The sequence below is a fragment of the Pseudomonas sp. 2 genome, assembly GCF_056627435.1.
In genome coordinates this window covers 462,974-486,776 of sequence record NZ_JBWXNG010000002.1, presented here as the reverse complement: position 1 = coordinate 486,776, position 23,803 = coordinate 462,974, and the positions used below count along the sequence as shown (strand labels likewise).

At 61.0% G+C, this 23,803-nt stretch carries 24 protein-coding genes; 15 read left to right on the top strand and 9 right to left on the bottom strand.

The features are described 5' to 3' along the window. The gene (gene hisC / locus AC1MEK_RS05145; protein WP_480395173.1) at window positions 1-1,053 is read left to right on the top strand and encodes a histidinol-phosphate transaminase; all 1,053 of its coding nucleotides are present in this window, start codon (window positions 1-3) and stop codon (window positions 1,051-1,053) included. A gap of 156 nt (window positions 1,054-1,209) precedes the next feature. Here the strand turns inward: hisC and algW are convergent, their stop codons facing one another. Further along, complete coding sequence (gene algW / locus AC1MEK_RS05140; RefSeq protein WP_480395172.1) at window positions 1,210-2,370, bottom strand: Do family serine endopeptidase AlgW; 1,161 nt, start codon at window positions 2,368-2,370, stop codon at window positions 1,210-1,212. 101 nt (window positions 2,371-2,471) lie between these two features. Between algW and AC1MEK_RS05135 the strand changes: the two genes are divergently transcribed. The 3 genes from AC1MEK_RS05135 (at window position 2,472) to cysN (ending at window position 6,291) form a co-directional block, all read left to right on the top strand. Then, the gene (locus tag AC1MEK_RS05135; protein WP_480395171.1) at window positions 2,472-3,230 is read left to right on the top strand and encodes a Nif3-like dinuclear metal center hexameric protein; all 759 of its coding nucleotides are present in this window, start codon (window positions 2,472-2,474) and stop codon (window positions 3,228-3,230) included. A 235-nt stretch (window positions 3,231-3,465) separates the two neighbouring features. Continuing rightward, window positions 3,466-4,383, top strand: a complete 918-nt coding sequence (gene cysD / locus AC1MEK_RS05130; RefSeq protein ID WP_400604812.1) for a sulfate adenylyltransferase subunit CysD — start codon at window positions 3,466-3,468, stop codon at window positions 4,381-4,383. Between the two features lie 9 nt (window positions 4,384-4,392). Next, entirely contained in the window at window positions 4,393-6,291 is a 1,899-nt protein-coding gene (gene cysN / locus AC1MEK_RS05125; RefSeq protein ID WP_480395170.1) for a sulfate adenylyltransferase subunit CysN, read from the top strand. Between the two features lie 492 nt (window positions 6,292-6,783). Here the strand turns inward: cysN and AC1MEK_RS05120 are convergent, their stop codons facing one another. Both AC1MEK_RS05120 and AC1MEK_RS05115 read right to left on the bottom strand, forming a co-directional pair. Beyond that, window positions 6,784-6,969: a hypothetical protein gene (locus AC1MEK_RS05120; RefSeq protein ID WP_480395169.1), complete on the bottom strand. Its 186-nt coding sequence runs from the start codon at window positions 6,967-6,969 to the stop codon at window positions 6,784-6,786. 161 nt (window positions 6,970-7,130) lie between these two features. Next, on the bottom strand, window positions 7,131-7,568 hold the full coding sequence (locus AC1MEK_RS05115) for a Z-ring associated ZapG family protein (RefSeq protein ID WP_480395168.1): 438 nt from the start codon (window positions 7,566-7,568) through the stop codon (window positions 7,131-7,133). A gap of 145 nt (window positions 7,569-7,713) precedes the next feature. Here AC1MEK_RS05115 and AC1MEK_RS05110 point away from each other — a divergent pair, with 145 nt between their 5' ends. The 3 genes from AC1MEK_RS05110 to zapE all read left to right on the top strand — a co-directional run bounded on the left by AC1MEK_RS05110 (window position 7,714) and on the right by zapE (window position 10,878). Then, the gene (locus AC1MEK_RS05110) at window positions 7,714-8,337 is read left to right on the top strand and encodes an alpha/beta hydrolase (RefSeq protein ID WP_480395167.1); all 624 of its coding nucleotides are present in this window, start codon (window positions 7,714-7,716) and stop codon (window positions 8,335-8,337) included. A 33-nt stretch (window positions 8,338-8,370) separates the two neighbouring features. Next, entirely contained in the window at window positions 8,371-9,720 is a 1,350-nt protein-coding gene (locus AC1MEK_RS05105) for a tryptophan--tRNA ligase (RefSeq protein WP_480395166.1), read from the top strand. A 63-nt stretch (window positions 9,721-9,783) separates the two neighbouring features. Next, complete coding sequence (zapE, locus tag AC1MEK_RS05100) at window positions 9,784-10,878, top strand: cell division protein ZapE (protein WP_480395165.1); 1,095 nt, start codon at window positions 9,784-9,786, stop codon at window positions 10,876-10,878. Window positions 10,879-11,021: 143 nt separating this feature from the next. Here the strand turns inward: zapE and AC1MEK_RS05095 are convergent, their stop codons facing one another. Next, a complete protein-coding gene (locus AC1MEK_RS05095; RefSeq protein WP_480395275.1) occupies window positions 11,022-11,918 on the bottom strand; it encodes a GlxA family transcriptional regulator in 897 nt (298 codons plus the stop codon). Between the two features lie 246 nt (window positions 11,919-12,164). On the opposite strand from AC1MEK_RS05095, the gene AC1MEK_RS05090 reads away from it, so the two are divergent. Then, window positions 12,165-13,301 carry an acyl-CoA dehydrogenase family protein gene (locus tag AC1MEK_RS05090; RefSeq protein WP_480395164.1) on the top strand — a complete coding sequence of 379 codons (1,137 nt, stop codon included), beginning with the start codon at window positions 12,165-12,167 and terminating at the stop codon, window positions 13,299-13,301. 171 nt (window positions 13,302-13,472) lie between these two features. Here the strand turns inward: AC1MEK_RS05090 and AC1MEK_RS05085 are convergent, their stop codons facing one another. Further along, on the bottom strand, window positions 13,473-14,510 hold the full coding sequence (locus AC1MEK_RS05085) for an NADP(H)-dependent aldo-keto reductase (protein ID WP_480395163.1): 1,038 nt from the start codon (window positions 14,508-14,510) through the stop codon (window positions 13,473-13,475). A 240-nt stretch (window positions 14,511-14,750) separates the two neighbouring features. Here AC1MEK_RS05085 and rplM point away from each other — a divergent pair, with 240 nt between their 5' ends. The 7 genes from rplM to AC1MEK_RS05050 all read left to right on the top strand — a co-directional run bounded on the left by rplM (window position 14,751) and on the right by AC1MEK_RS05050 (window position 19,712). Then, complete coding sequence (gene rplM, locus AC1MEK_RS05080; protein ID WP_480395162.1) at window positions 14,751-15,179, top strand: 50S ribosomal protein L13; 429 nt, start codon at window positions 14,751-14,753, stop codon at window positions 15,177-15,179. Between the two features lie 14 nt (window positions 15,180-15,193). After that, on the top strand, window positions 15,194-15,586 hold the full coding sequence (gene rpsI / locus AC1MEK_RS05075) for a 30S ribosomal protein S9 (protein WP_480395161.1): 393 nt from the start codon (window positions 15,194-15,196) through the stop codon (window positions 15,584-15,586). Window positions 15,587-15,849: 263 nt separating this feature from the next. Then, on the top strand, window positions 15,850-16,443 hold the full coding sequence (gene petA, locus AC1MEK_RS05070; RefSeq protein WP_480395160.1) for a ubiquinol-cytochrome c reductase iron-sulfur subunit: 594 nt from the start codon (window positions 15,850-15,852) through the stop codon (window positions 16,441-16,443). Next, window positions 16,443-17,654 (top strand): cytochrome b, encoded by a 1,212-nt coding sequence (locus AC1MEK_RS05065; protein WP_400781606.1) that lies wholly within the window; start codon window positions 16,443-16,445, stop codon window positions 17,652-17,654. Before petA ends, AC1MEK_RS05065 begins: the two co-directional genes overlap by 1 nt. Beyond that, window positions 17,654-18,436, top strand: a complete 783-nt coding sequence (locus AC1MEK_RS05060; protein ID WP_480395159.1) for a cytochrome c1 — start codon at window positions 17,654-17,656, stop codon at window positions 18,434-18,436. Before AC1MEK_RS05065 ends, AC1MEK_RS05060 begins: the two co-directional genes overlap by 1 nt. Before the next feature lie 226 nt (window positions 18,437-18,662). After that, window positions 18,663-19,280 (top strand): glutathione S-transferase N-terminal domain-containing protein, encoded by a 618-nt coding sequence (locus AC1MEK_RS05055; RefSeq protein WP_480395158.1) that lies wholly within the window; start codon window positions 18,663-18,665, stop codon window positions 19,278-19,280. Window positions 19,281-19,298: 18 nt separating this feature from the next. Next, the gene (locus AC1MEK_RS05050; protein WP_274136202.1) at window positions 19,299-19,712 is read left to right on the top strand and encodes a ClpXP protease specificity-enhancing factor; all 414 of its coding nucleotides are present in this window, start codon (window positions 19,299-19,301) and stop codon (window positions 19,710-19,712) included. A 366-nt stretch (window positions 19,713-20,078) separates the two neighbouring features. Here the strand turns inward: AC1MEK_RS05050 and AC1MEK_RS05045 are convergent, their stop codons facing one another. The 4 genes from AC1MEK_RS05045 to AC1MEK_RS05030 form a co-directional block, all read right to left on the bottom strand. Next, a complete protein-coding gene (locus AC1MEK_RS05045) occupies window positions 20,079-20,657 on the bottom strand; it encodes a BON domain-containing protein (RefSeq protein ID WP_480395157.1) in 579 nt (192 codons plus the stop codon). Continuing rightward, window positions 20,654-21,247 carry a phosphoheptose isomerase gene (locus AC1MEK_RS05040; protein ID WP_480395156.1) on the bottom strand — a complete coding sequence of 198 codons (594 nt, stop codon included), beginning with the start codon at window positions 21,245-21,247 and terminating at the stop codon, window positions 20,654-20,656. The genes AC1MEK_RS05045 and AC1MEK_RS05040 overlap by 4 nt, the downstream gene beginning before the upstream one ends. Before the next feature lie 157 nt (window positions 21,248-21,404). Continuing rightward, window positions 21,405-21,779, bottom strand: coding sequence for a YraN family protein (locus tag AC1MEK_RS05035; RefSeq protein ID WP_480395155.1), 375 nt, complete (start codon window positions 21,777-21,779; stop codon window positions 21,405-21,407). Beyond that, on the bottom strand, window positions 21,776-23,590 hold the full coding sequence (locus AC1MEK_RS05030; protein ID WP_480395154.1) for a penicillin-binding protein activator: 1,815 nt from the start codon (window positions 23,588-23,590) through the stop codon (window positions 21,776-21,778). Before AC1MEK_RS05030 ends, AC1MEK_RS05035 begins: the two co-directional genes overlap by 4 nt. Between the last annotated feature and the right edge of the window lie 213 nt (window positions 23,591-23,803).

Genomic DNA, 23,803 nt, shown 5'->3' with positions numbered 1-23,803 from the left:
ATGAGCAAATTCTGGAGTCCTTTTGTCCGTGACCTCGTGCCTTACGTGCCGGGCGAGCAACCCAAGCTGACCAAACTGGTCAAGCTCAACACCAACGAAAACCCGTACGGCCCGTCGCCCAAGGCCATCGAAGCGATGCGCGCCGAGGTCAATGACGACCTGCGCCTGTATCCGGACCCGAACAGCGACCTGCTCAAGCAGGCCGTTGCGCGTTATTACGGCGTCGACGCCAGCCACGTGTTTCTCGGCAACGGCTCCGATGAGGTGCTGGCCCACGCTTATCACGCGTTTTTCCTGAAGGACAAGCCGCTGCTGTTCCCGGACATCAGCTACAGTTTCTACCCGGTGTACTGCGGGCTGTACGGCGTCGATTTCGAAATGGTGCCGCTGGACGAGCAGTTCCAGATTCGCGTCGAGGACTACAAGCGCCCCAACGGCGGCATCATCTTCCCGAACCCGAATGCGCCGACTGGCTGCCTGATGGCGCTGGAGGCCGTTGAGCAGATCGTCGCGGCCAACCCGGATTCGGTGGTGATCGTGGATGAGGCCTACATCGATTTCGGCGGCGAGACGGCCATCAGTCTGGTGGGGCGTTACCCGAACCTGCTGGTGACCCAGACCCTGTCCAAGTCTCGTTCCCTGGCGGGCCTGCGTGTCGGCCTGGCCGTCGGGCATCCGGACCTGATCGAGGCGCTGGAGCGGGTCAAGAACAGCTTCAACTCCTACCCGCTGGACCGCATGGCCATCGTCGGTGCTGCGGCTGCATTCGATGACCGCGAGTATTTCGAGAAGACCTGCAAGCAGGTGATCGACAGCCGCGAAGCACTGGTTGCGCAGCTCGAGGGTAAAGGCTTTGAAGTGCTGCCATCGGCGGCGAACTTCATCTTCGCGCGTCACCCGCAGCATGATGCAGCCGGCCTTGCAGCCAAGGTGCGTGAGCAGGGCGTGATCGTGCGCCACTTCAAGCAGGAGCGCATCGCGCAATTCCTGCGCATCACCATCGGCACGCCTGAGCAGAATCAGGCGCTGGTGGAGGCGTTGGGCGAGTTGTAAGCCTTATCGCAGATACAAAAAAACCGCCAATTTCGGCGGTTTTTTTGTATTCGGAGTTCACCGCCCCGTAGCAGCACGGCTTGCCGGCGGGGCGTCCTTAAGATCGCTGCCGCCGGTAAGCCGGACTGCTACGGGATTGTGTGGGGCGGTCGGGATTTAATCCTCGGCCGCTGGCTGTGGCGTCTGCGGCGGACGCAACCCAACCTCTGCCATCAGCTTCAATTCCTTGCCATTGCGCATGACCTGAATCGCAATCTTCTCCGAAGGCTTGGTCCGCGCCACCTGGTTCATCGATTTGCGGCCGTCGCCCGCAGGCTCGCCGTTGATGCTCAGGATCACGTCGCCCAGTTGCAAACCGGCCTTCTGCGCCGGGCCGTCGCGGAAAATACCGGCGACCACGATGCCTGGGCGATCCTTCAGGCCAAAGGACTCGGCCAGCTCCTGGGTCAGAGGCTGCACTTCGATGCCCAGCCAGCCGCGAATCACCTGGCCGTGCTCGATGATCGACTTCATCACTTCCAGGGCCAGCTTGGTCGGGATGGCGAAGCCGATGCCCTGCGAGCCGCCGGACTTGGAGAAGATCGCCGTGTTGATCCCGGTCAGGTTGCCGTTGGCGTCCACCAGCGCGCCGCCGGAGTTGCCCGGGTTGATCGCGGCGTCGGTCTGGATGAAGTCCTCATAGGTGTTCAGGCCCAGCTGGTTACGACCGGTGGCGCTGATGATGCCCATGGTCACGGTCTGGCCGACGCCGAACGGGTTGCCGATGGCCAGCGCCACATCGCCGATGCGGATGTTGTCGGAGCTGCCGAGGGTGATCGACGGCAGGTTCTTCAGGTCGATCTTCAGTACCGCGAGGTCGGTTTCCGGATCGCTGCCGATGATGCGCGCGATGGTCTCGCGACCGTCCTTGAGCGCCACCACGATCTGGTCGGCGCCGGAGGTCACGTGGTTGTTGGTCAGCAGGTAGCCTTCCGGGCTCATGATCACCGCCGAACCCAGGCTCGACTCCATGCGCCGCTGCTTGGGCAGGTTGTCGCCGAAGAAGCGGCGGAACTGCGGGTCTTCGAACAGCGGATGGTTGGGTTTGTTGTTGACCATCTTGGTCGTGTACAGATTCGCCACGGCAGGCGCTGCGCTGCTCACCGCATCGGCGTAGGACACCGGGCCCTGCTGGATCAGGGCGGTTTGCGGCGCCTGCTGCAGGTTGACGTCCTGGCTGGGCAGGCCGACCCACTGCGGATAGCGCTGGATAATCAGTAAAGCGATAAGCACACCAGCGAGCAACGGCCAGCCGAGAAAACGCAGCGCTTTGAACATTGAGCAAGGTCCTGAAGGTCAATACGCAGCTTGCCTGCGTCATAATGGCGGGCATTATACGAGGACCGGCACGGTCTGAAATGCCTATTTGGGAGACTTTTATGGCTGTTTCACTGAGCACTCTGGTCGAGGAAGCAGACCGCTATCTGGGCAGCGCCCGGGTTCAGGATTACTGCCCCAACGGCCTGCAGGTCGAGGGCCGGCTGCAGGTCAGCCGGATCATTTCCGGGGTCACCGCGAGCCAGGCGTTGCTGGACGCGGCGGTAGAGGCCAATGCCGACCTGATCCTGGTGCATCACGGCTACTTCTGGAAAGGCGAGAACCCCTGCATCACCGGCATGAAGCAGCGTCGCCTCAAGACCCTGCTCAAGCACGACATCAGCCTGCTGGCCTACCACCTGCCGCTGGACCTGCACCCGGAAGTCGGCAATAACGTGCAGCTGGCGCGGCAACTGGACATCACGGTCGAAGGCCCGCTGGACCCGGACAATCCGCGCATCGTCGGCCTGGTGGGGTCGCTGGCGGAGCCTGTGACCCCTCGCGATTTCGCCCATCGCGTGCAAAGTGCCCTGGGCCGCGAGCCGCTGCTGATCGAAGGCAGCGAGATGATTCGTCGCGTCGGCTGGTGCACTGGAGGCGGGCAGGGTTACATCGACCAGGCCATTCTCGCCGGCGTCGACCTGTTCCTCAGTGGCGAGGCGTCGGAGCAGACCTTTCACAGCGCCCGGGAGAACGACATCAGCTTCATTGCCGCCGGTCATCACGCCACCGAGCGTTATGGCGTTCAGGCACTGGGCGATTACCTGGCGCGGCGCTTTGCGCTGGAGCATCTGTTCATCGATTGCCCCAATCCCATTTGAGGTGTTCTGCTCGTAGGCACGGCTTGCCGGCGGGGAGGCCCTCAAGATCGCTCCCGCCGGCAAGCCGTGCTGCTACGGATCGGGGGACGACAAAAAACATCCAATCAGCGGGCTATATGGTTATACCGTTTCGATCTATCCACCCCGCTGATTAGAATCAAGCACTCATGATAGAGTGCGGCGTTCGATAGAGCCCGCAGGCTCTCCATAAAAGTACGTTATCCCGTGAGTAACCATGGTCGACAAACTGACGCATCTGAAACAGTTGGAGGCGGAAAGCATCCACATCATCCGCGAGGTCGCCGCCGAGTTCGATAACCCGGTGATGCTCTACTCGATCGGCAAGGACTCCGCCGTCATGCTGCACCTGGCGCGCAAGGCGTTCTTCCCGGGCAAGCTGCCGTTCCCGGTGATGCACGTCGACACCCGCTGGAAATTCCAGGAGATGTACCGCTTCCGCGACAAGATGGTCGAGGAAATGGGCCTCGAGCTCATCACCCACATCAACCCCGATGGCGTGGCGCAGGACATCAACCCGTTCACTCACGGCAGCTCCAAGCACACCGACATCATGAAAACCCAGGGCCTGAAACAGGCGCTGGACAAGCATGGTTTCGACGCTGCCTTCGGTGGCGCGCGCCGCGACGAAGAGAAATCCCGCGCCAAGGAGCGCGTGTATTCCTTCCGCGACAGCAAGCACCGCTGGGACCCGAAAAACCAGCGCCCCGAGCTGTGGAACGTGTACAACGGCAACGTCAACAAAGGCGAGTCGATCCGCGTGTTCCCGCTGTCCAACTGGACCGAGCTGGACATCTGGCAGTACATCTACCTGGAAGGTATCCCGATCGTGCCGCTGTACTTCGCCGCCGAGCGTGAAGTCATCGAGAAGAACGGCACCCTGATCATGATCGACGACGATCGCATCCTCGAGCATCTCACCGACGAGGAAAAGGCGCGCATCGTCAAGAAGAAGGTACGTTTCCGTACCCTGGGCTGCTACCCGTTGACGGGCGCTGTCGAGTCCGAAGCCGAAACCCTGACTGACATCATTCAGGAAATGCTGTTGACGCGTACTTCCGAGCGTCAGGGCCGAGTCATCGACCACGATGGCGCAGGCTCGATGGAAGATAAAAAACGTCAAGGTTATTTCTAAGGGGTTGTCATGTCGCATCAATCTGATTTGATCAGCGAGGACATCCTCGCCTACCTGGGCCAGCACGAACGCAAAGAGATGCTGCGCTTTCTGACCTGCGGCAACGTCGACGACGGCAAGAGCACGTTGATCGGCCGTCTGCTGCACGATTCCAAGATGATCTATGAGGATCACCTGGAAGCCATCACCCGTGATTCGAAGAAGTCCGGCACCACCGGCGACGACGTCGACCTGGCGCTGCTGGTCGACGGCCTGCAGGCCGAGCGCGAGCAGGGCATCACCATCGATGTGGCCTACCGCTATTTCTCGACTTCCAAGCGCAAGTTCATCATCGCCGACACCCCGGGCCACGAGCAGTACACCCGCAACATGGCCACCGGTGCATCCACCTGTGACCTGGCGATCATCCTGGTCGACGCCCGCTACGGCGTGCAGACCCAGACCCGCCGCCACAGCTACATCGCTTCCTTGTTGGGCATCAAGCACATCGTGGTCGCCATCAACAAGATGGACCTCAATGGCTTCGACGAGCAGGTATTCGAGCAGATCAAGGCTGACTACCTGAGCTTCGCCGAGCGCATTTCGCTCAAGCCGACCACCATGGAATTCGTGCCGATGTCTGCCCTCAAGGGCGACAACGTGGTGAACAAGAGCGAGCGTTCGCCGTGGTACACCGGCAAGTCGCTGATGGAAATCCTCGAAACCGTCGAGATCGCGGGCGACCGCAACCTGACCGACCTGCGTTTCCCGGTCCAGTACGTCAACCGTCCGAACCTGAACTTCCGTGGCTTTGCCGGTACCCTGGCCAGCGGCGTGGTGCACAAGGGCGACGAAGTGGTCGTGCTGCCGTCGGGCAAGAGCAGCCGCGTGAAATCCATCGTCACCTTCGAAGGTGAGCTGGAGCACGCAGGCCCTGGCCAGGCCGTGACCCTGACCATGGAAGACGAGATCGACATCTCCCGTGGCGATCTGTTGGTGCATGCCGACAACGTGCCGCAAGTGGCCGACGCCTTCGACGCCATGCTGGTGTGGATGGCCGAAGAACCCATGCTGCCGGGCAAGAAATACGACATCAAGCGCGCCACGTCCTACGTGCCGGGCTCGATTGCCAGCATCACCCACCGGGTTGACGTCAACACGCTGGAAGAAGGTCCTGCCAGCGCGCTGCAACTCAACGAAATCGGCCGGGTGAAAGTCTCCCTCGACGCGCCGATCGCACTGGACGGCTACGACAGCAACCGCACCACCGGTGCGTTCATCGTCATCGACCGCTTGACCAACGGCACCGTGGCGGCCGGCATGATCATCGCCAAACCGGTTTCGGCCGGCCCAGGCAATCATCATGGCGCGCTGGCTCACGTTTCCAGCGAAGAGCGCGCCCAGCGATTCGGCCAGCAGCCAGCCACCGTGCTGTTCAGCGGCCTGTCGGGCGCTGGCAAGAGCACCCTGGCCTATGCCGTCGAGCGCAAGCTGTTCGACTTGGGCCGCGCGGTGTTCGTGCTCGATGGCCAGAACCTGCGTCATGACCTGAACAAGGGCCTGCCGCAGGATCGTGCCGGTCGCGCCGAAAATTGGCGCCGTGCCGCCCATGTGGCGCGTCAGTTCAACGAAGCCGGCCTGCTGACCCTGGCCGCGTTCGTGGCGCCGGATGCCGCAGGGCGTTCCGCCGCCAAGGCGCTGATCGGCGATGACCGCCTGATCACCGTTTACGTCCAGGCCTCGCCGCAGGTCTGCCGCGAACGCGACCCACAGGGCCTGTACGCCGCCGACAAGGACAACATCCCGGGTGAGTCCTTCCCGTACGACGTACCGCTGGATGCGGATCTGGTGATCGACACCCAGAGCCTGACGGTCGAAGAGAGCGTCAAGCAGGTGCTGGATCTGCTGCGGGCTCGCGGCGCGATCTAAGCGTTGAGCGCTTCACGAAAAACCCGCCGAGCTGGTGGGTTTTTTGTTTGTCGCGTTTTTACACCGATCCCCTTGATGGCGATGGCGTTCTGGCGATCGTCCCGCGGGCAAGCCCGGCTGCTACGGGGCTCGGGGTTGATCGCGGATATGTGCCTGTGCTTGGATCCGTAGCAGCACGGCTTGCCGGCGGGGACGCCCTCAAGATCGCTGACGCCGGCAAGCCGGACTGCTACGGGATTGCGTTGGGCGGTCGATTCGCTTCCGACCAAGGCCGTTGGTGGCATGACGGACGCATGGTTGTCGTTTTTCACGATCTGCTTCTGGCCGAAGGCCGTAGGAGCGCAGCTTGCTCGCGATCTGGCGCGTAGCGGCAGCAAAACCATTCAAACCGGTCGTGGCAGATACGCCGCGTGCACAAGGTTTGCTGCCGGTTCCCGGCAGATCGCGGGCAAGCTCGGCTCCTACGGCCTTCGGCCAGAAGCGGGATTCGGTTTAGTACCCGATCTTCGAGGTGCCTTCGCGCCCCTCACAACGCGGATCGACTGACCCGGTCGAGCACTTGTAGTCCAGATCAAGGTCGTACTTCCTGAGTTCGACGATATAGCAGTCTTTCACGCAGTCAGCAGAAACGCAGCCTGTCAGGGACAGGCAGCAAAGCAGGGCGGTGATCTTTTTCATGGGTTCTCCAGGTTTTTTGGGGAGTCTAGGAGTCGCCGGTTCGCCTGCGTAGATGGCTGGGTCTGATAGGTCTGTAGGATCTTTCTCGAAGTCAAAACATCCAGCCACAAAAAAGCCCGCCCCTGATCACCTCAGGCGCGGGCTTTTGCTTGTATCGGGTGTTACTTCTTCAAGCCGTAATGCTCATCCAGCATGCCCGGCGTGTTCGGCGCTTTCGGGGCGTAGTCCCGTGGCGGTTCGGCAGCGGTGCGTGGTGGGGTCAGGCGGTCGCGGGAGGCCTGGATCGAGTCCGGGTGCAGGGCGGCCAGCAGGCGTTGGCGGGTGAGTTCGTCGGTGGCCAGGCGGTTGGCGCTTTCGGCCAGGTGCTCCTGGACTTCCTGATAGCTCTGGGTCAGCTTCTGTACCAGGTTGGCCGTGCTGTTGAAGTGAGTGACTACCTCGTTCTGATACCTGTCGAAACGCTCCTGAACGTCATCCAGCTGGCGCTGAGTGCTGTTAGGTGCGGCATTGGGCAGCGCACGCGCCACGAAGAAACCGATGGCGACACCGACGACCAGGGCAATGGTCGGCAGCAACCAAACTAAGAGCGAGTAATCCACGAGTCCTTCCTCTATAAACGGCTTTGCTTTACGTTAACGGCTCGAACCTGCGCTGTATAGCGGCGACGCGTCGCCGACATGCCAGCCACAGACAATCAGCTAGACGAGTCGACCCAATTGAAGGTCACGGAGTTCATTCTTGCTCATGCGTGAAACCCCTGTATTCATCGACGGCCCCGTGGGCCAACTCGAAGCCCTGTACCTTGACCTGGAAGGGGCCAAGGGCGTGGCGCTGATCTGCCATCCTAACCCGGTTCAGGGCGGCACGATGCTCAATAAAGTGATTTCCACCCTGCAGCGCACCGCACGCGATGCAGGATACGTGACTTTGCGTTTCAATTATCGCGGCGTGGGCGAAAGTGCCGGTGCCTCTGACATGGGCCAGGGTGAAGTCGATGACGCCGAGGCGGCGGCCAACTGGCTGCGGGAAAAACACCCGGATCTGCCCATGACCCTGTTTGGTTTCTCCTTCGGCGGTTTCGTCGCGGCCACGCTGGGCGGGCGGCTGGAAGCCCGGGGCGAAACCCTCGCCCATGTGTTCATGGTCGCGCCTGCGGTCATGCGCATTGCCGACCCGAGTGCGCTGGCACAGAAGGGCCCGCTGACCCTGATTCAGCCGGAAACCGACGAAGTCGTCGATCCCGCGCTGGTATATGCCTGGTCCGACGCACTCTCGCGCCCCCATGAGCTGCTGAAAGTGGCAGAATGCGGACACTTTTTCCACGGCAAGCTGACCGATCTGAAGGATCTGGTCGTGCCGCGCCTTTGAATCGATTGCCGTACCCAGAATAAGCGACCCGCCATGACCACTCGTATCCTGACCGGTATCACCACCACCGGCACGCCCCACCTGGGCAACTACGCCGGTGCCATTCGCCCGGCCATCGTCGCCAGCCGCCAGAGCGACGCCGATTCGTTCTACTTCCTGGCCGACTACCACGCGCTGATCAAGTGCGACGACCCGCTGCGCATTCAGCGTTCGCGTCTGGAAATCGCCGCGACCTGGCTGGCGGCCGGTCTGGATGTCGACCGCGTGACCTTCTATCGCCAGTCCGACATCCCGGAAATCCCGGAGCTGACCTGGCTGCTGACCTGCGTCGCCGCCAAGGGCCTGCTCAATCGCGCCCACGCCTACAAGGCGTCGGTGGACAAGAACGTCGAAGCTGGCGAAGACCCGGACGCCGGTATCAGCATGGGCCTGTTCAGCTACCCGGTGCTGATGGCCGCCGACATCCTGATGTTCAACGCCCACCAGGTGCCGGTGGGTCGCGACCAGATCCAGCACGTGGAAATGGCCCGCGACATCGGCCAGCGCTTCAACCACCTGTTCGGCCAGGGCAAGGAATTCTTCGTCATGCCTGAAGCGCTGATCGAGGAAAGCGTGGCGACTCTGCCGGGGCTGGACGGGCGCAAGATGTCCAAGAGCTACGACAACACCATCCCGCTGTTCAGCAGCGCCAAGGAGATGAAGGACGCGATCTCGCGCATCGTCACCGACTCGCGCCTGCCGGGCGAAGCCAAGGATCCGGACAACTCGCACCTGTTCACGCTGTATCAGGCGTTCGCCAGCAAGGAGCAGGGCGAAGAGTTCCGCGCCGACCTGCTGCAAGGCCTGGGCTGGGGCGATGCCAAGCAGCGCCTGTTCCAGCTGCTCGACGGCGAGCTGGGCGAGGCGCGCGAGAACTACCATCGTCTGATTGAACGTCCGGCCGATCTGGAGGACATTCTGTTGGCCGGTGCGCAGAAGGCGCGTCGCATTGCCACGCCGTTTCTCGGTGAGCTGCGCGAGGCGGTCGGCTTGCGTTCTTTCCGCGAGGCCGCGCAATCGGCCGTTGCGACCAAGAAGAAAGCCAGCAAGGGCGTGCGCTTCGTGAGCTTCCGTGAAGACGACGGCAGCTTCCGTTTCCGCCTGCTCGCCGCCGATGGCGAGCAACTGCTGCTGTCGCGCAATTTTGCCGACGGCAAGGCCGCAGGCGCTGCCAGCAAACAGCTGCAGCAGGGCGGCGAGCTGGACATTCGGACAGAAGGCAACGCGTTCACGGTCTGGCTGCAAGGCGAGTGCGTGGCCGACAGCCCAGCCTTCGCCGATGCCGCAGGCCGCGATACCGCCATCGAGGCCCTGAAACTGGCGCTGGCGCCACAACAGGATTAATTGCCATTACAACGGGCCATCGCTACAGTGTCGGCCCGTTTTTGTTACCTAGCTAACGAAATTATGACGCCCCTAGAAAGCTATCAGAACGACCTCAAGAAGCCCGAATTCTTCCACGACGCCGCCCAGGAAAACGCTGTGCGTCATCTGCAGCGTCTGTACGACGATCTGATCGCGGCTCACGAGAGCAAGCCCGGCCTGTTCGGCAAACTGTTCGGCAAGAAAGAAGCGACGGTGATCAAGGGCCTGTATTTCTGGGGCGGCGTCGGCCGTGGCAAGACCTATCTGGTCGACACCTTCTTCGAAGCACTGCCGTTCGAAGACAAGATGCGCACGCACTTCCACCGCTTCATGAAGCGCGTCCATGAGGAAATGAAAAACCTCAAGGGCGAGAAAAACCCGCTGACCGTCATCGCCAAGAAGTTCGCGGGCGAAGCGCGGGTGATCTGCTTCGATGAATTCTTTGTCTCTGACATCACCGACGCCATGATCCTCGGCACGTTGATGGAAGAGCTGTTCAAGAACGGCGTGACCCTGGTCGCGACGTCCAACATCGTGCCGGACGGCCTGTACAAGGACGGCCTGCAACGCGCGCGTTTCCTGCCGGCCATCGCGCTGATCAAGCAGAACACCGACATCGTCAACGTCGACAGCGGCGTGGATTATCGCCTGCGTCACCTTGAGCAGGCCGAGCTGTTCCACTTCCCGCTCAACGAAGCCGCCCACGAAAGCCTGCGCAAGAGCTTCCGCGCGCTGACGCCGGAGTGCACCAAGGCCACCGAAAACGATGTGCTGATGATCGAGAACCGCCCGATCAAGGCGCTGCGCACCTGCGACGACGTGGCCTGGTTCGAATTCCGCGAGCTGTGCGACGGCCCGCGCAGCCAGAACGACTACATCGAGCTGGGCAAGATCTTCCACGCCGTGTTGCTCAGTGGCGTGGAGCAGATGAGCGTGACCACCGACGACATCGCCCGTCGCTTCATCAACATGGTCGATGAGTTCTACGACCGCAACGTGAAGCTGATCATCTCGGCGGAAGTGGAGTTGAAGGACCTGTACTCCGGCGGCCGCCTGAACTTCGAGTTCCAGCGCACCCTCAGCCGCTTGCTGGAAATGCAGTCCCACGAGTTCCTGTCGCGGGCGCACAAGCCTTGATGCGGTCATTGTGGGAGCCGGCTTGCTGGCGAATGCGTAGGGTCTGACGCTTCAAGGTTGACTGGCACACCGAATTCGCCAGCAAGCCGGCTCCCACAAATGTATGTTCATAAAAAAACCTGCCATGTGGCAGGTTTTTTGTTTTACGCGGCCTGCTGGAACTGCTGCCGATACTCGTTCGGCGACAGGTCCGTATGTTGCCGGAACAGCCGTGCGAAGAAGCTGGCGTCGTCGTAGCCCACTTCGTAGCTGATGGTCTTGATGCTCTTGCGCGAGCCCGACAGCAAACCCTTGGCGGTTTCGATGCGCAGGCGCTGCAGGTAGTGCAGCGGCTTGTCGCCGGTGGCGGTCTGGAAGCGGCGCATGAAGTTGCGAATGCTCATGCCGTGTTCGCGGGCCACGTCTTCGAAGCGGAACTTGTCGGCGAAGTGCTCTTCGAGCCAGTGCTGGATCTGCAGGATGATCACGTCCTGATGCAGCTTCTGGCCGCCAAAGCCGATCCGCCCCGGCGCGTAGCTGCGCTGCACTTCATAAAGAATGTCGCGGGCCACGGTCTGCGCGACGTTGGGGCCGCAGAAACGCTCGATCAGGTAGATGTACAGGTCGCACGCCGAGATCGTGCCGCCTGCGCAATACAGGTTGTCGGCGTCGGTCAGGTGCTTTTCCTGATTGAGCAGCACCTTGGGGAAGCGCTCGGCGAATTCGTTGAAGAAACGCCAGTAGGTGGTCGCTTCCTTGCCGTCGAGCAGGCCCGCTTCGGCCAGCCAGAACACGCCGCTGGCTTCGCCACAGAGCACCGCACCCTTGGCGTGCTGCTCGCGCAGCCAGGGCAGGATCTGTGGATAACGTTGGCGCAGGGTGTCGAAGTTGTCGACGAAGGCGGGCAGGATGATGATGTCGCAGTCATCGAGCACGCCGTCGACCGGCAGCACGACTTCGCTGAAGCTGCGAACCTGTTTGCCGTCCGGGCTGACCAGGCGGGTTTCGAAGGCGGGGCGCAGGCCCTGGCCCAGTTGCTTGCCGTAGCGCAGGCTGGCCAGATGAAAGAAATCCTTGGCCTGGGTGAGGGTGGAAGCGAAGATCCCGTCGATGGCGAGGATGCTGACGCGCCGCAACGGCGCGGTTTGCTGGATAGACATAATCTGTTGTTCTTATAAGGGAAAGTGGTCATGCAACGGCGTGATCGTCTTATTTTTTGTCGGATGTGTCCAGTGTTGAAGTCAAACGGCACGGCATAGGCTCTTGGGCTTGCAGTGTCCGACAACCCCTCAAGCCCAAGGTGTCCCATGCTTCCAAGAACACTTTTCAGCTCCGAACACGAGCTTTTCCGCGACAGTGTGCGCAAGTTTCTCGAACAGGAAGCCGCGCCGTTTCACGCGCAATGGGAGAAGCAGGGGCATGTGGACCGCAGCCTGTGGAATCGCGCGGGCGAGCAGGGCATGTTGTGCTCGCATCTGCCGGAAGCCTACGGCGGCATGGCGGCGGACTTTCTCTACACCACCGTGGTGATCGAAGAGATCTACCGGCTGGGCCTGACCGGCATCGGCTTCTCCCTGCATTCGGACATCGTCGCGCCGTACATCCTGCATTACGGCAGCGAGGCCCAGAAGCTCAAGTACCTGCCGAAAATGGTCTCGGGCGAGCTGGTCACCGCCATCGCCATGACCGAGCCCGGCGCGGGCTCTGACCTGCAAGGCGTGAAGACCACCGCCGTGCTGGATGGCGACGAGTACGTGATCAATGGCTCGAAGACCTTCATCACCAATGGTTTTCTGGCCGATCTGGTGATCGTGGTCGCCAAGACCGACCCCAAGGCCGGCGCCAAGGGCACCAGCCTGTTTCTGGTGGAAGCGGGCACGCCGGGCTTCGAGAAGGGCAAGCGCCTGGAGAAGGTCGGCATGAAGGCCCAGGACACCTCGGAATTGTTCTTTCAGGACGTAAGGGTGCCCAAGGAGAACCTGTTGGGCCAGGCCGGGATGGGCTTTGCCTACCTGATGCAGGAACTGCCCCAGGAGCGTCTGACCGTGGCCATCGGCGCCATCGCTTCGGCCGAAGCTGCGCTGCAATGGACGCTGGAGTACACCCGTGAGCGCAAGGCTTTTGGCCAGGCGGTGGCGGACTTTCAGAACACCCGTTTCAAGCTGGCGGAAATGGCGACCGAGATTCAGGTCGGCCGCACCTTCGTCGATCGCTGCCTTGAGTTGCATCTAGAAGGCAAGCTGGATGTGCCGACGGCGGCGATGGCCAAGTACTGGACCACCGACCTGCAATGCAAGGTGCTCGATGAATGCGTGCAACTGCACGGCGGCTACGGCTTCATGTGGGAATACCCGATCGCCCGGGCCTGGGCCGATGCGCGGGTGCAGCGGATTTATGCCGGGACCAACGAGATCATGAAAGAGATCATCGCCCGGGCGCTTTGAGGGTGGGGTGACATCGACGGGCATGTATCGCCAGGCACAGTGGGAGTGAGCTTGCTCACGAGTGCGTTGGGTCTGTCACATCGATAGTGGCTGACACTAAGCTTTCGTGAGCAAGCTCACTCCCACAGATGCTGTGTAACCCGTTAAATCGGAAGACGCAGGAATATCGATTTACGGCGCAGGGTTGGGCTGATCCTTGTGAATCGCCTCGATCCCCGCCAGCACTTCTGCAGACAACACCAGCTCAGCGCTGGCGATGTTGCTGTCGAGCTGTTCCAGCGTGGTCGCGCCAATGATGTTGCTGGTCACGAACGGGCGGCTGGTGACGAACGCCAGGGCCATCTGCGCCGGGTCCAGGCCGTGTTCGCGGGCCAGCGCGACATAGCGGGCGCAGGCGGATTCCGATTGCGGGTTGAAGTAGCGGGTGAAGCGGCTGTACAGGCTCAGGCGCGCATTGGCCGGGCGGGCGCCGTCGGCGTATTTGCCCGAGAGCATGCCGAAGGCCAGCGGCGAGTAGGCCAAAAGGCCGCACTGCTCGCGAATGGCGACTTCGGCCAGGCCCACTTCGAAGCTGCGGTTGAGCAGGTTGTACGGGTTCTGGATCGACACCGGGCGGGTCAGGCCGTGGCTGTCGGATTCGGCCAGAAACTTCATGGTGCCCCACGGCGTTTCGTTGGACAGCCCCACGTGACGGATCTTGCCGGCCTTGACCTGCTCGTCCAGCGCCTGCAGCACTTCGAGCAGCGGCGTGAAGTATTCCTCGGAATGGTTGTAGCCCAGCTTGCCGAAGAAGTTGGTGCTGCGCTCCGGCCAGTGCAGTTGGTACAGGTCCAGATAGTCGGTCTGCAGGCGCTTGAGGCTGGCGTCCACGGCGGCGACGATGTGATCACGGTTGAATTTCAGCTGGCCGTCGCGAATGTAGTCGATGCCGTTGCCGGGGCCGGCGATCTTGCTGGCCAGGATCCAGTCGGCGCGATCGCCGTGCTTCTTGAACCAGTTGCCGATGATGGTCTCGGTGGCGGCGTAGGTTTCTTTCTTCGGCGGCACCGGATACATCTCGGCGGTGTCCATGAAGTTGATCCCTGCCGCCTTGGCGCGTTCGATCTGTGCAAAGGCCTGGGACTCGCTGTTTTGCTCGCCCCAGGTCATGGTGCCAAGGCAAATGGCGCTGACATTGAGGTCGGTTCTGCCCAGTTGGCGATAGTCCATGCGGCTCTCCTGATCAAAAGAGCCATAAAAGCAGGTTGAAATTTTTTTCGCAATCTGCATAATTTCGCAGCTCTTTGTCATGGGAGTGATGCCCCGCGACACAAGACACCGCTGCGATCGAACGCGCTGACCCGAGCCCCCTATAGCGTTCGTGCCCGGCGGCCTTTGACTTGTCAAAGACCGTACTAACGAGTATGCTCCGCCGTCTATTTTTTCAGGCGGCCTTTGAGGCTATAAAGAATGAAAACTTTTACCGCTAAACCGGAAACAGTAAAGCGCGACTGGTACGTCGTCGACGCTGCTGGTCAGACCCTGGGTCGTCTGGCCACTGAAATCGCGAGCCGTCTGCGTGGCAAGCACAAACCGGAATACACTCCGCACGTCGACACTGGCGACTACATCGTCGTGATCAACGCTGAGCAAATCCGTGTCACTGGTGCCAAAACCTCCGACAAGATCTACTACTCTCACTCCGGTTTCCCGGGCGGGATCAAGTCGATCAACTTTGAAAAGCTGATCGTCAAAGCTCCTGAGCGCGTGATCGAGACCGCGGTCAAAGGCATGCTGCCTAAGAACCCGCTGGGTCGCGACATGTATCGTAAGCTGAAAGTCTATGCGGGCGCTGCTCACCCTCATACTGCTCAGCAGCCCCAAGAACTGAAGTTTTAACGGAATAGTTCACTATGTCGGCGACTCAAAATTACGGCACTGGCCGTCGCAAGACCGCAACCGCTCGCGTTTTCCTGCGTCCAGGTACCGGTAACATCTCCATCAACAACCGTTCTCTGGACGTGTTCTTCGGCCGCGAAACTGCCCGCATGGTAGTTCGTCAGCCGCTGGAACTGACCGAAACCGTTGAGAAATTCGACATCTACGTCACCGTCATCGGCGGTGGTGTGAGTGGTCAAGCTGGCGCAATCCGCCACGGTATCACCCGCGCTCTGATGTCCTACGACGAAACCCTGCGCAGCGCTCTGCGCAAAGCAGGCTACGTCACTCGCGATGCTCGCGAAGTTGAACGTAAGAAAGTCGGTCTGCGTAAAGCGCGTAAGCGTCCGCAGTACTCGAAGCGTTAATTCGCTTTTCGTTCAAAAAGAACGCTCAGTTTCCTCACGGAACTGGGCGTTTTTTTATGGGCGTCTATTATTGGGTGTGACGACATGTCTCATCCGTGGATGCCCCGTTCCATAAGGCCTCCCCGTATTCGCCAAATGGCTATACCCTTGCAGCTTGAAGGGTCTTTACTTACCATTCGGCAGGATTTTTTGGCAGCTAGAAAAATAATTTGAAAGGGAAGCCTGACCAAGCAGGCTTCTCAAAGCTGATGGGAGAGGACGGAATGAGCAATGACGGCGTGAATGCAGGCCGGCGTCGCTTCCTCGTTGCCGCCACGTCTGTGGTAGGCGCTGCAGGAGCGGTGGGGGCTGCGGTCCCGTTCGTGGGGTCGTGGTTTCCCAGTGCCAAGGCGAAGGCTGCGGGCGCACCCGTAAAGGTCAATATCAGCAAGGTCGAGCCAGGCCAGCAGATGATTGCCGAGTGGCGCGGCCAGCCGGTCTTCATCGTTCACCGAACGCCGGAAATCCTCAGCAACCTGACCAAGATCGAAGGCCAGCTCTCCGATCCCGAATCCAAGAACTCCGTTCAGCCGGCTTACGTCGACCACAAGGTGCGCTCGATCAAGCCCGAGATGCTGTTGCTGATCGGCATCTGCACCCACCTGGGCTGCTCGCCCACGTTTCGCCCTGAAGTGGCCCCCGCAGACCTGGGTAAAGACTGGGTCGGCGGCTACTTCTGTCCTTGTCACGGCTCCCATTACGACCTGGCCGGGCGCGTCTACAAGGCGCAACCTGCACCCCTGAATCTGCCAGTGCCGCCGCATTCCTACGAGTCTGACACCATCATCGTCATCGGCGTCGATCAGGAGAAAGCGTAATGAGCAAATTCATGGACTGGATCGATGCGCGCTTCCCCGCCACCTCCATGTGGGAAGACCATCTGAGCAAGTACTACGCGCCGAAGAACTTCAACTTCTTCTATTTCTTCGGCTCCCTGGCGCTGCTGGTGCTGGTCAACCAGATCGTCACCGGCGTGTGGCTGACGATGAGCTACACACCCTCGGCCGAAGAGGCCTTTGCGTCGGTGGAGTACATCATGCGCGACGTCGAGTACGGCTCGATCCTGCGCCTGCTGCACTCCACCGGCGCCTCGGCGTTCTTCATCGTGGTCTATCTGCACATGTTCCGCGGCTTGCTGTATGGCTCCTATCAGAAACCTCGCGAGCTGGTGTGGATCTTCGGCATGCTGATCTACCTGGCGCTGATGGCCGAGGCGTTCATGGGGTATCTGCTGCCATGGGGGCAGATGTCTTACTGGGGCGCCCAGGTGATCATCTCGCTGTTCGGCGCGATCCCGGTCATCGGTAACGACCTGACCCAGTGGATTCGCGGCGACTACCTGATCTCCGGCATCACCTTGAACCGCTTCTTCGCCTTGCATGTGGTGGCGTTGCCCATCGTGATCCTGGGCCTGGTGGTGCTGCATGTGCTGGCGCTGCACGAGGTCGGCTCGAACAACCCGGATGGCGTCGACATCAAGAAGCTCAAGGACGAGAACGGCAAGCCGCTGGACGGCATCGCCTTCCACCCGTACTACACGGTGAAGGATATCGTCGGGGTCGTGGTGTTCCTGTTCATCTTCTGTTCGATCGTGTTCTTCTTCCCGGAAATGGGCGGGTATTTCCTCGAGAAACCGAACTTCGAACAGGCCAACGCCTTCAAGACCCCAGAGCACATCGCGCCGGTCTGGTACTTCACGCCGTTCTACGCGATCTTGCGGGCCATCCCCGACAAACTCATGGGCGTCATGGCCATGGGCGCGGCGATCGCGGTGCTGTTCGTGCTGCCGTGGCTGGATCGAAGTCCGGTCAAGTCGATGCGCTACAAGGGCTGGCTCAGCCGGATCTGGCTCGTGGTGTTCTGCGTGTCCTTCGTGATCCTGGGCATTCTCGGCGTACTGCCGCCCAGCCCCGAGCGCGCGCTGCTGTCGCAGGTGTGTACGTTCCTGTACTTCGCCTACTTCATCCTGATGCCGTTCTACACGCGCATGGAGAAGACAAAACCGGTACCGGAAAGGGTGACTGGCTAATGAAAAAAATATTGGCTGTTTTCATTCTTTCTGCCTTGCCTGTGCTGTCCTTCGCTGCCGAGCATGGCGGGCCGGAACTGGAAAGCGTCGACATCGACGTCTCCGACAAGGTCGCCATGCAGGACGGTGCGCGCACCTTCGCCAACTACTGCATGGGCTGTCACAGCGCCAAGTTCCAGCGCTACGAGCGCGTCGCCGATGACTTGGGAATTCCCCACGAGCTGATGCTGGAAAAACTGGTATTCACCGGAGCCAAGATCGGCGACCACATGACCATCGGCATGCAGCCAGCGGATGCCAAGACCTGGTTCGGCGCAGCGCCGCCGGACCTGACGCTGGTGGCCAGGGTGCGCGGCACCGACTGGCTCTATGGTTATCTGCGCTCGTTCTACGAGGACCCGGCGCGGCCCTGGGGCGTGAACAACAAGGTCTTCCCCAACGTCGGCATGCCCAACGTGCTGGTGGGTTTGCAGGGGCGTCAGGTCATCGGCTGCAAGCAGGTGCAGGTGGTCGAGGGGGGCAAGAAGCAGTTTGATCCGCTGACCGGCTCGCCCTTGACTCATGAGGCCTGCGATCAACTGACCATCGTGCCCAAGACCGGTACCCTCACCGAAGAGCAGTTCGATGAGAAGGTGAAAAACCTCGTGACCTTCCTCGCCTATTCGGCGAACCCGGTCAAGTTGCAGCACCAGCGCATCGGCACCTATGTGCTGTTGTACCTGGCGATCCTGTTCATCTTCGCGTACCTGCTCAAGCGCGAATACTGGAAGGACGTGCACTGAAGGCGCAAGCCTTATGCAGACGGAACGCGCTCTGGAGAGCCTCGTTCGGGTAATGGACGCAGAGCGGGTATAGTGGCGGGTGAAAGATTGCCGAATTTACCTTGAGTAAATGCGCTATCTTGTCGCCCGCGACGAACACCCGCTCACTGTGGATGTTGCCGGAGGCGCCTTCAGGGCGCGTTCGTTTTTTCTGCTTTTGAATATTAAACAAGCGAGGAGGATCGCCATGGGCGTGACCAATCGGTTGGCCTGTTACTCCGACCCCGCCGACCACTATTCCCACCGCGTGCGCATTGTGCTCGCCGAGAAAGGTGTCAGCGCCGAGATCATTGATGTCGTGGAGGGTCGTCTTCCGGCCCAACTGGTCGAGGTCAACCCATACGGCAGCACCCCCACGCTGGTGGACCGCGACCTGGCGTTGTACGAGTCGACGGTGGTCATGGAATACCTGGATGAGCGTTATCCGCATCCGCCTTTACTGCCGGTTTACCCCGTTGCCCGGGCCAACAGCCGCCTGCTGATCCATCGGATCCAGCGTGACTGGTGTGGCCTGGTGGATGTCATCCTGGACCCGCGCAGCAAAGACGCTGTTCGCGCCCAGGCGCGCAAGGAGTTGCGCGAAAGTCTGACCGGCGTTTCGCCACTGTTTTCGGAGAAGCCTTTTTTCCTCAGTGACGAGCAAAGTCTGGTCGACTGCTGTCTATTGCCCATACTCTGGCGCCTGCCGATTCTGGGTATCGAGTTGCCGCGGCCGGCCAAGCCGCTGCTTGATTATATGGAGCGCCAGTTTGCGCGTGAGGCATTCCAGGCAAGTCTGTCTGCTGCCGAACGTGACATGCGCTAAGGCTTAAGGAAACATCTGATGAACTCCAGTCGCCCCTATTTGATCCGTGCTCTGTACGAGTGGATCGTGGACAACGATTGCACGCCGCACATTCTGGTCAACGCCGAGTATCCGGCGGTGCAGGTCCCGCAAGGTTTTGCCAATGACGGGCAGATCGTGCTCAATATTTCGCCAAGCGCCGTGCGTCATTTGCACATGGATAACGACGCGGTGAGTTTCGAAGGTCGTTTTGGTGGTGTGCCGCACAGTCTGTATGTGCCGGTTGCTGCGGTGATGGGTATTTATGCCCGTGAGAACGGCCAGGGCATGGTGTTCGATCTGGAGCCTGCCGTGGATGACGATGATGATCTGGATGTCGAGGACGACATGCCGCCACCGGATGATGAGCCGCCACGTCCTAGCGGTCGGCCGAGTTTGAAAGTGGTTAAGTGACAGGCGATTGTTGTTTTGAAGGGATTGTGGCGGACTCTCAGGTTGTCATCGCTTTCGAGAGTTCTGCCTAACGGCAGAAGCGTTCCGGCTTCGCCGGGTTACTTGGAAAAGTCGGAATGCCGCACCACCCCCAAGTAACCAAGGGGTCCTGCTCCTGGTTTGGCCTCGACTTCGTCGAGGTTCCCTCACGCCGGGCCCACGGAGCGAGGCCGAAATGAAGGTACCCCGACGAAGGAGGGGCCAAACCAGGAGCAAGACACCTTGGTTACTTGGGTGTCTTTTCGAAGTAACTCGGCGAAGCCGAAACAGGTCTGGCGTTAGCCAGAACAAAAAAAGGGCGATCACCACGATCGCCCTGTTTTCACATCAATCAATATACTCAAACAACTTCACAATCTTCTGCACCCCGGAAACCCCCTGCACCAGATTGGTTGCGCGGTTGGCTTCGGCCTGGGTCAGCAGGCCCAGCAGATACACGATACCGTTCTCGGTCACCACCTTGATGCGCGAGCCAGGAATTGCGCTGTCAGTCAGCATCTCGGTCTTGATCTTGCTGGTCAGCCACGCGTCGTTGCTGCGCGCTAGCATCGAGGAGGGCTGGATCACCTGCAGCTCGTTGTTGACCTTCTTGACCTTCTGCACCTGCGCGGCGGTCTGTTCGGCCAGTTGCTTGAGGTCGGCGCGTGGGGTCTGGCCGGCCAGCAGGACGATGCCGTTGAAGCTGGTCACCACGATGTGCGAATTGTTGTCCAGATCAGGGCTGGCCTTGGCGATGTTTACCGCCGCCTTGGTTTCGATCAGCGAGTCGTCGATCTTGCTGCCGAAAGTGCGCGTGCCGCGATCATCGTCGATCGGCGCTTCACGGCTGGCGTTGATCACCGAGCTGCATCCGCTGACGCCCAGGCACAGTGTCAGGGCCAGCAGGCTGAGACGTTTGGATATCATTCTTCACTCCCGAAAATTTGGCTGTCGATCAAATAGCAAAGGCAATGGATTACCAGCAGGTGGACTTCCTGGATACGTGCAGTGACCTTGGCCGGGACGCGAATCTCCACGTCCTCGGGCAGCAGCAGCGAGGCAACGTCGCCGCCGTCGCGGCCGGTCAAGGCTACGACAATCATTTCCCGATCATGTGCTGCCTGGATCGCCTGAATGATGTTGGCCGAGTTGCCGCTGGTGGAAATCGCCAGCAATACATCGCCCGGTTGGCCCAGCGCGCGGATCTGTTTGGAAAAGATCTCGTTGTAGCTGTAGTCGTTAGCGATCGAGGTGATGGTCGAGGTGTCGGTGGTCAGCGCGATGGCCGGCAGGCTCGGGCGTTCACGTTCGAAGCGGTTGAGCAGCTCGGACGAAAAATGCTGGGCATCGCCGGCCGAGCCGCCGTTGCCGCACGCAAGAATCTTGCTGTCGCTCAGGAGGGCGCCGACCATCACTTCGCTGGCTTGCTCGATGTGCGGTGCAAGAACGTCCATCGCCTGCTGCTTGGTATCGATGCTGGCCTGAAAAAGCTGGCGAATTCGGGATTGCATGTCCATCTATGAAAACCTTAATAGGGGCGGCTGGTCGGGCGACGTCTGAGAGAGGTCATCGGCTTCCCGGCACAAAACTGTGCAGCCCGCAAAGCAAAGAGCAAAAACAGTGTGAAAAGTGGGTTCGACGGACGGGGCGACAGGCTTGGGCTCGACAGCGCTATCAACTGTCGAACGCATTCTGCACCCAGTTCATGACAGGTCCGGTTCCCGGATCGCCGTTGATGGCGACGACATCGAAACGGCAGGGAGAATCCGCCCACTTCGACTCGGCCTGCAAGAACGATTGTGCGGCCAGGGCGAGTTTTTCCTGTTTGCGAACGTCGACGCTTTCCATCGCGCCACCGAAGCCTGCGTGGCGCCGATAGCGAACTTCGACGAATACTACTGTATCGCCGTCGAGCATGACCAGATCAAGCTCGCCGCGTTTGCATGACCAGTTCTGCGTGATCAGTTGCAAACCCTGTTGCAGCAAGTGTTGCAGGGCGTGGGCCTCGGCCTCGCGCCCCGCAGTCTTGCGCGCCTGGTCTTGAATCAAGGCGCGGTGTCCGGCAGGCGCTGCACGCGGCCGTCGACGAATTGCGCCCATGGCAGTTGACGCTCGATGCGCTGGCCCTGGCCGATGGCCAGGCTGCCGGACAAGCCATCGATGCGGCTTTCCGGCAGGGTCTTGAGCTGGGTCAGGCGCGGCGCCAGGCGATAGGCGTCGATGCCCATGGCGTACAGGCGGCCCAGGCTGCCGGCGGCTTGTGGCCACTGGGTGGTGACTTGCTGGCGCAGCGGGTCAGTGGCGTTGAGCAGCCATGGGGTTTCGCAGAAGCGTACGCCAGCCAGGTCGTTGTACATCGCCTGATCGCCGCTGTTGGTGAACAGGTGCGAAGTGGCATAGACCGGCACGTCACCGGCGTACTGGAACACCATGGTCGGCTTGATCTGCTGCGCCTGTTGCGGGGTGGCGGCCAGGAACATGAAGTCGACGTCTTGGCGGCGGCTCGGCTGTGCGGCCATCTGCGCACCGGTGGTGCTTTGCAGGCGCTGGGCGCGGCCTTCGCTGTTGCGCAGCTGGAACAGGTCAGCGACTTGCTGGGCCAGGGCAACCGGTTGATCGATACGCTCGACACCCAGCAGGGTGCCGCCCTTGGCTTGCCAGCTCTGACGGAAGGCGTCGAGCACGCGGTCGCCCCATTCGCCTTTCGGCACCATGGCCACGGCGCTGCGCTTGCCATCGGCCCAGGCACGGCGGGCAACTTCACGGGCTTCGTCTTCGGCTGCCAGACCGAACTGGAACAGCTCGGCCGGGCCTTGTGCCGCGGAGTCGCTGTAGTTCAGCGCCAGTGTGGTGATTGGCAGTTGTTGATGTGCGCTCAGCTGTTTGACCAGTGGTTTCTCCAGCGGGCCGACGACCATCTGCACGCCAGCCGCCTTGGCTTGGGCGTAGAACGCGTCCATCGAGGTCACACGGGAGCTGTCGAAGACTTCGATCGCCGGCGGTTTCTGGCCGGCCTGTTGCGCCTGATAGTGCGCGGCCATGAAGCCGTCACGCAGTGCGCGGGCAACCGAGGCCAGCGGGCCGTCCTGAGGCAGCAGCAGGGCGATCTTGGTCAGCGGCTGGCTTTTCAGTTCGCGCAGTTGCGCCAGGGACGTCGGCAGCTGGCGTGCGGCAGGGTGTTGAGGGTTCTGCGCTTTCCAGTTGTCGATGGCGGCCTGCTGTTGCTCCAGGGTGCCAGCGCCCTTGACCGCGCGGGCCAGGCTCAGCCAGCCGCCCATGTCGTCGTTGGCATTGCTTTGCAGCTGCTCGGGCGGCAGGGCGGCCACCAGGGTCCAGATCGCGTCGTTGTTGGCGCTCAGCGCATCGCCTTGCAGCAGCGGGCCCATGAACACGCGTTCGCTGGCGGCGGCCAGGGTCTGGCCATCGGCTTCTAGTGCGCGGGCGCGGGCGGTGTGGGTGCGGGTCTGCAGATCCACCGGCATTTCACCAAGGTGCTGCATGCTCGGGTGATTGAGTGCGGTCAGCGCGGCCTTCGGCTGGCTGCGGCCCAGGGCCAGTTCGGCGGACAGGGTGTTGGCGTAGATCTGCTTGTCGGTCTTGAGCTGGTCCATCTGGACCTGCTCGAGAATGCTCGCGGCGCGACTCGGGTTGTTCTGGCGCGCTGCCAGGTCCGCGGCAGTCAGACGCAGCAGTGCCGCCTGATCGGGTGTCTTGGCGCTCGACGCCTGTTCGAGCAGTTGCTCGATGCTGGCATCCGGCGTGCGTGGCAACTCGCCAAGGCTGGAGGAGGGCGAACCGGCACAGGCGGCCAACAAGGCAGCCAGGCAGAGGGCGGAGAGCAGCCGCAGGCAAGCGATCATGTCTATGTTCCTGATACTTGAGCAAATAAGCGTGGAATTGTACCCAAGCACTGGCCGGGGCGCGACGTTGGAGGTATCAAAGCAGCGATATTGACCATGCAGATGCACGATTGTGCGCTGTGGCCATTGCAATTGGGTGAGCGCGGCGGCCGGCATCAATATATGAGTGGATGTGTAGGTCCATTTTTCAATCTCCCTGTTTGCATCGCCCGA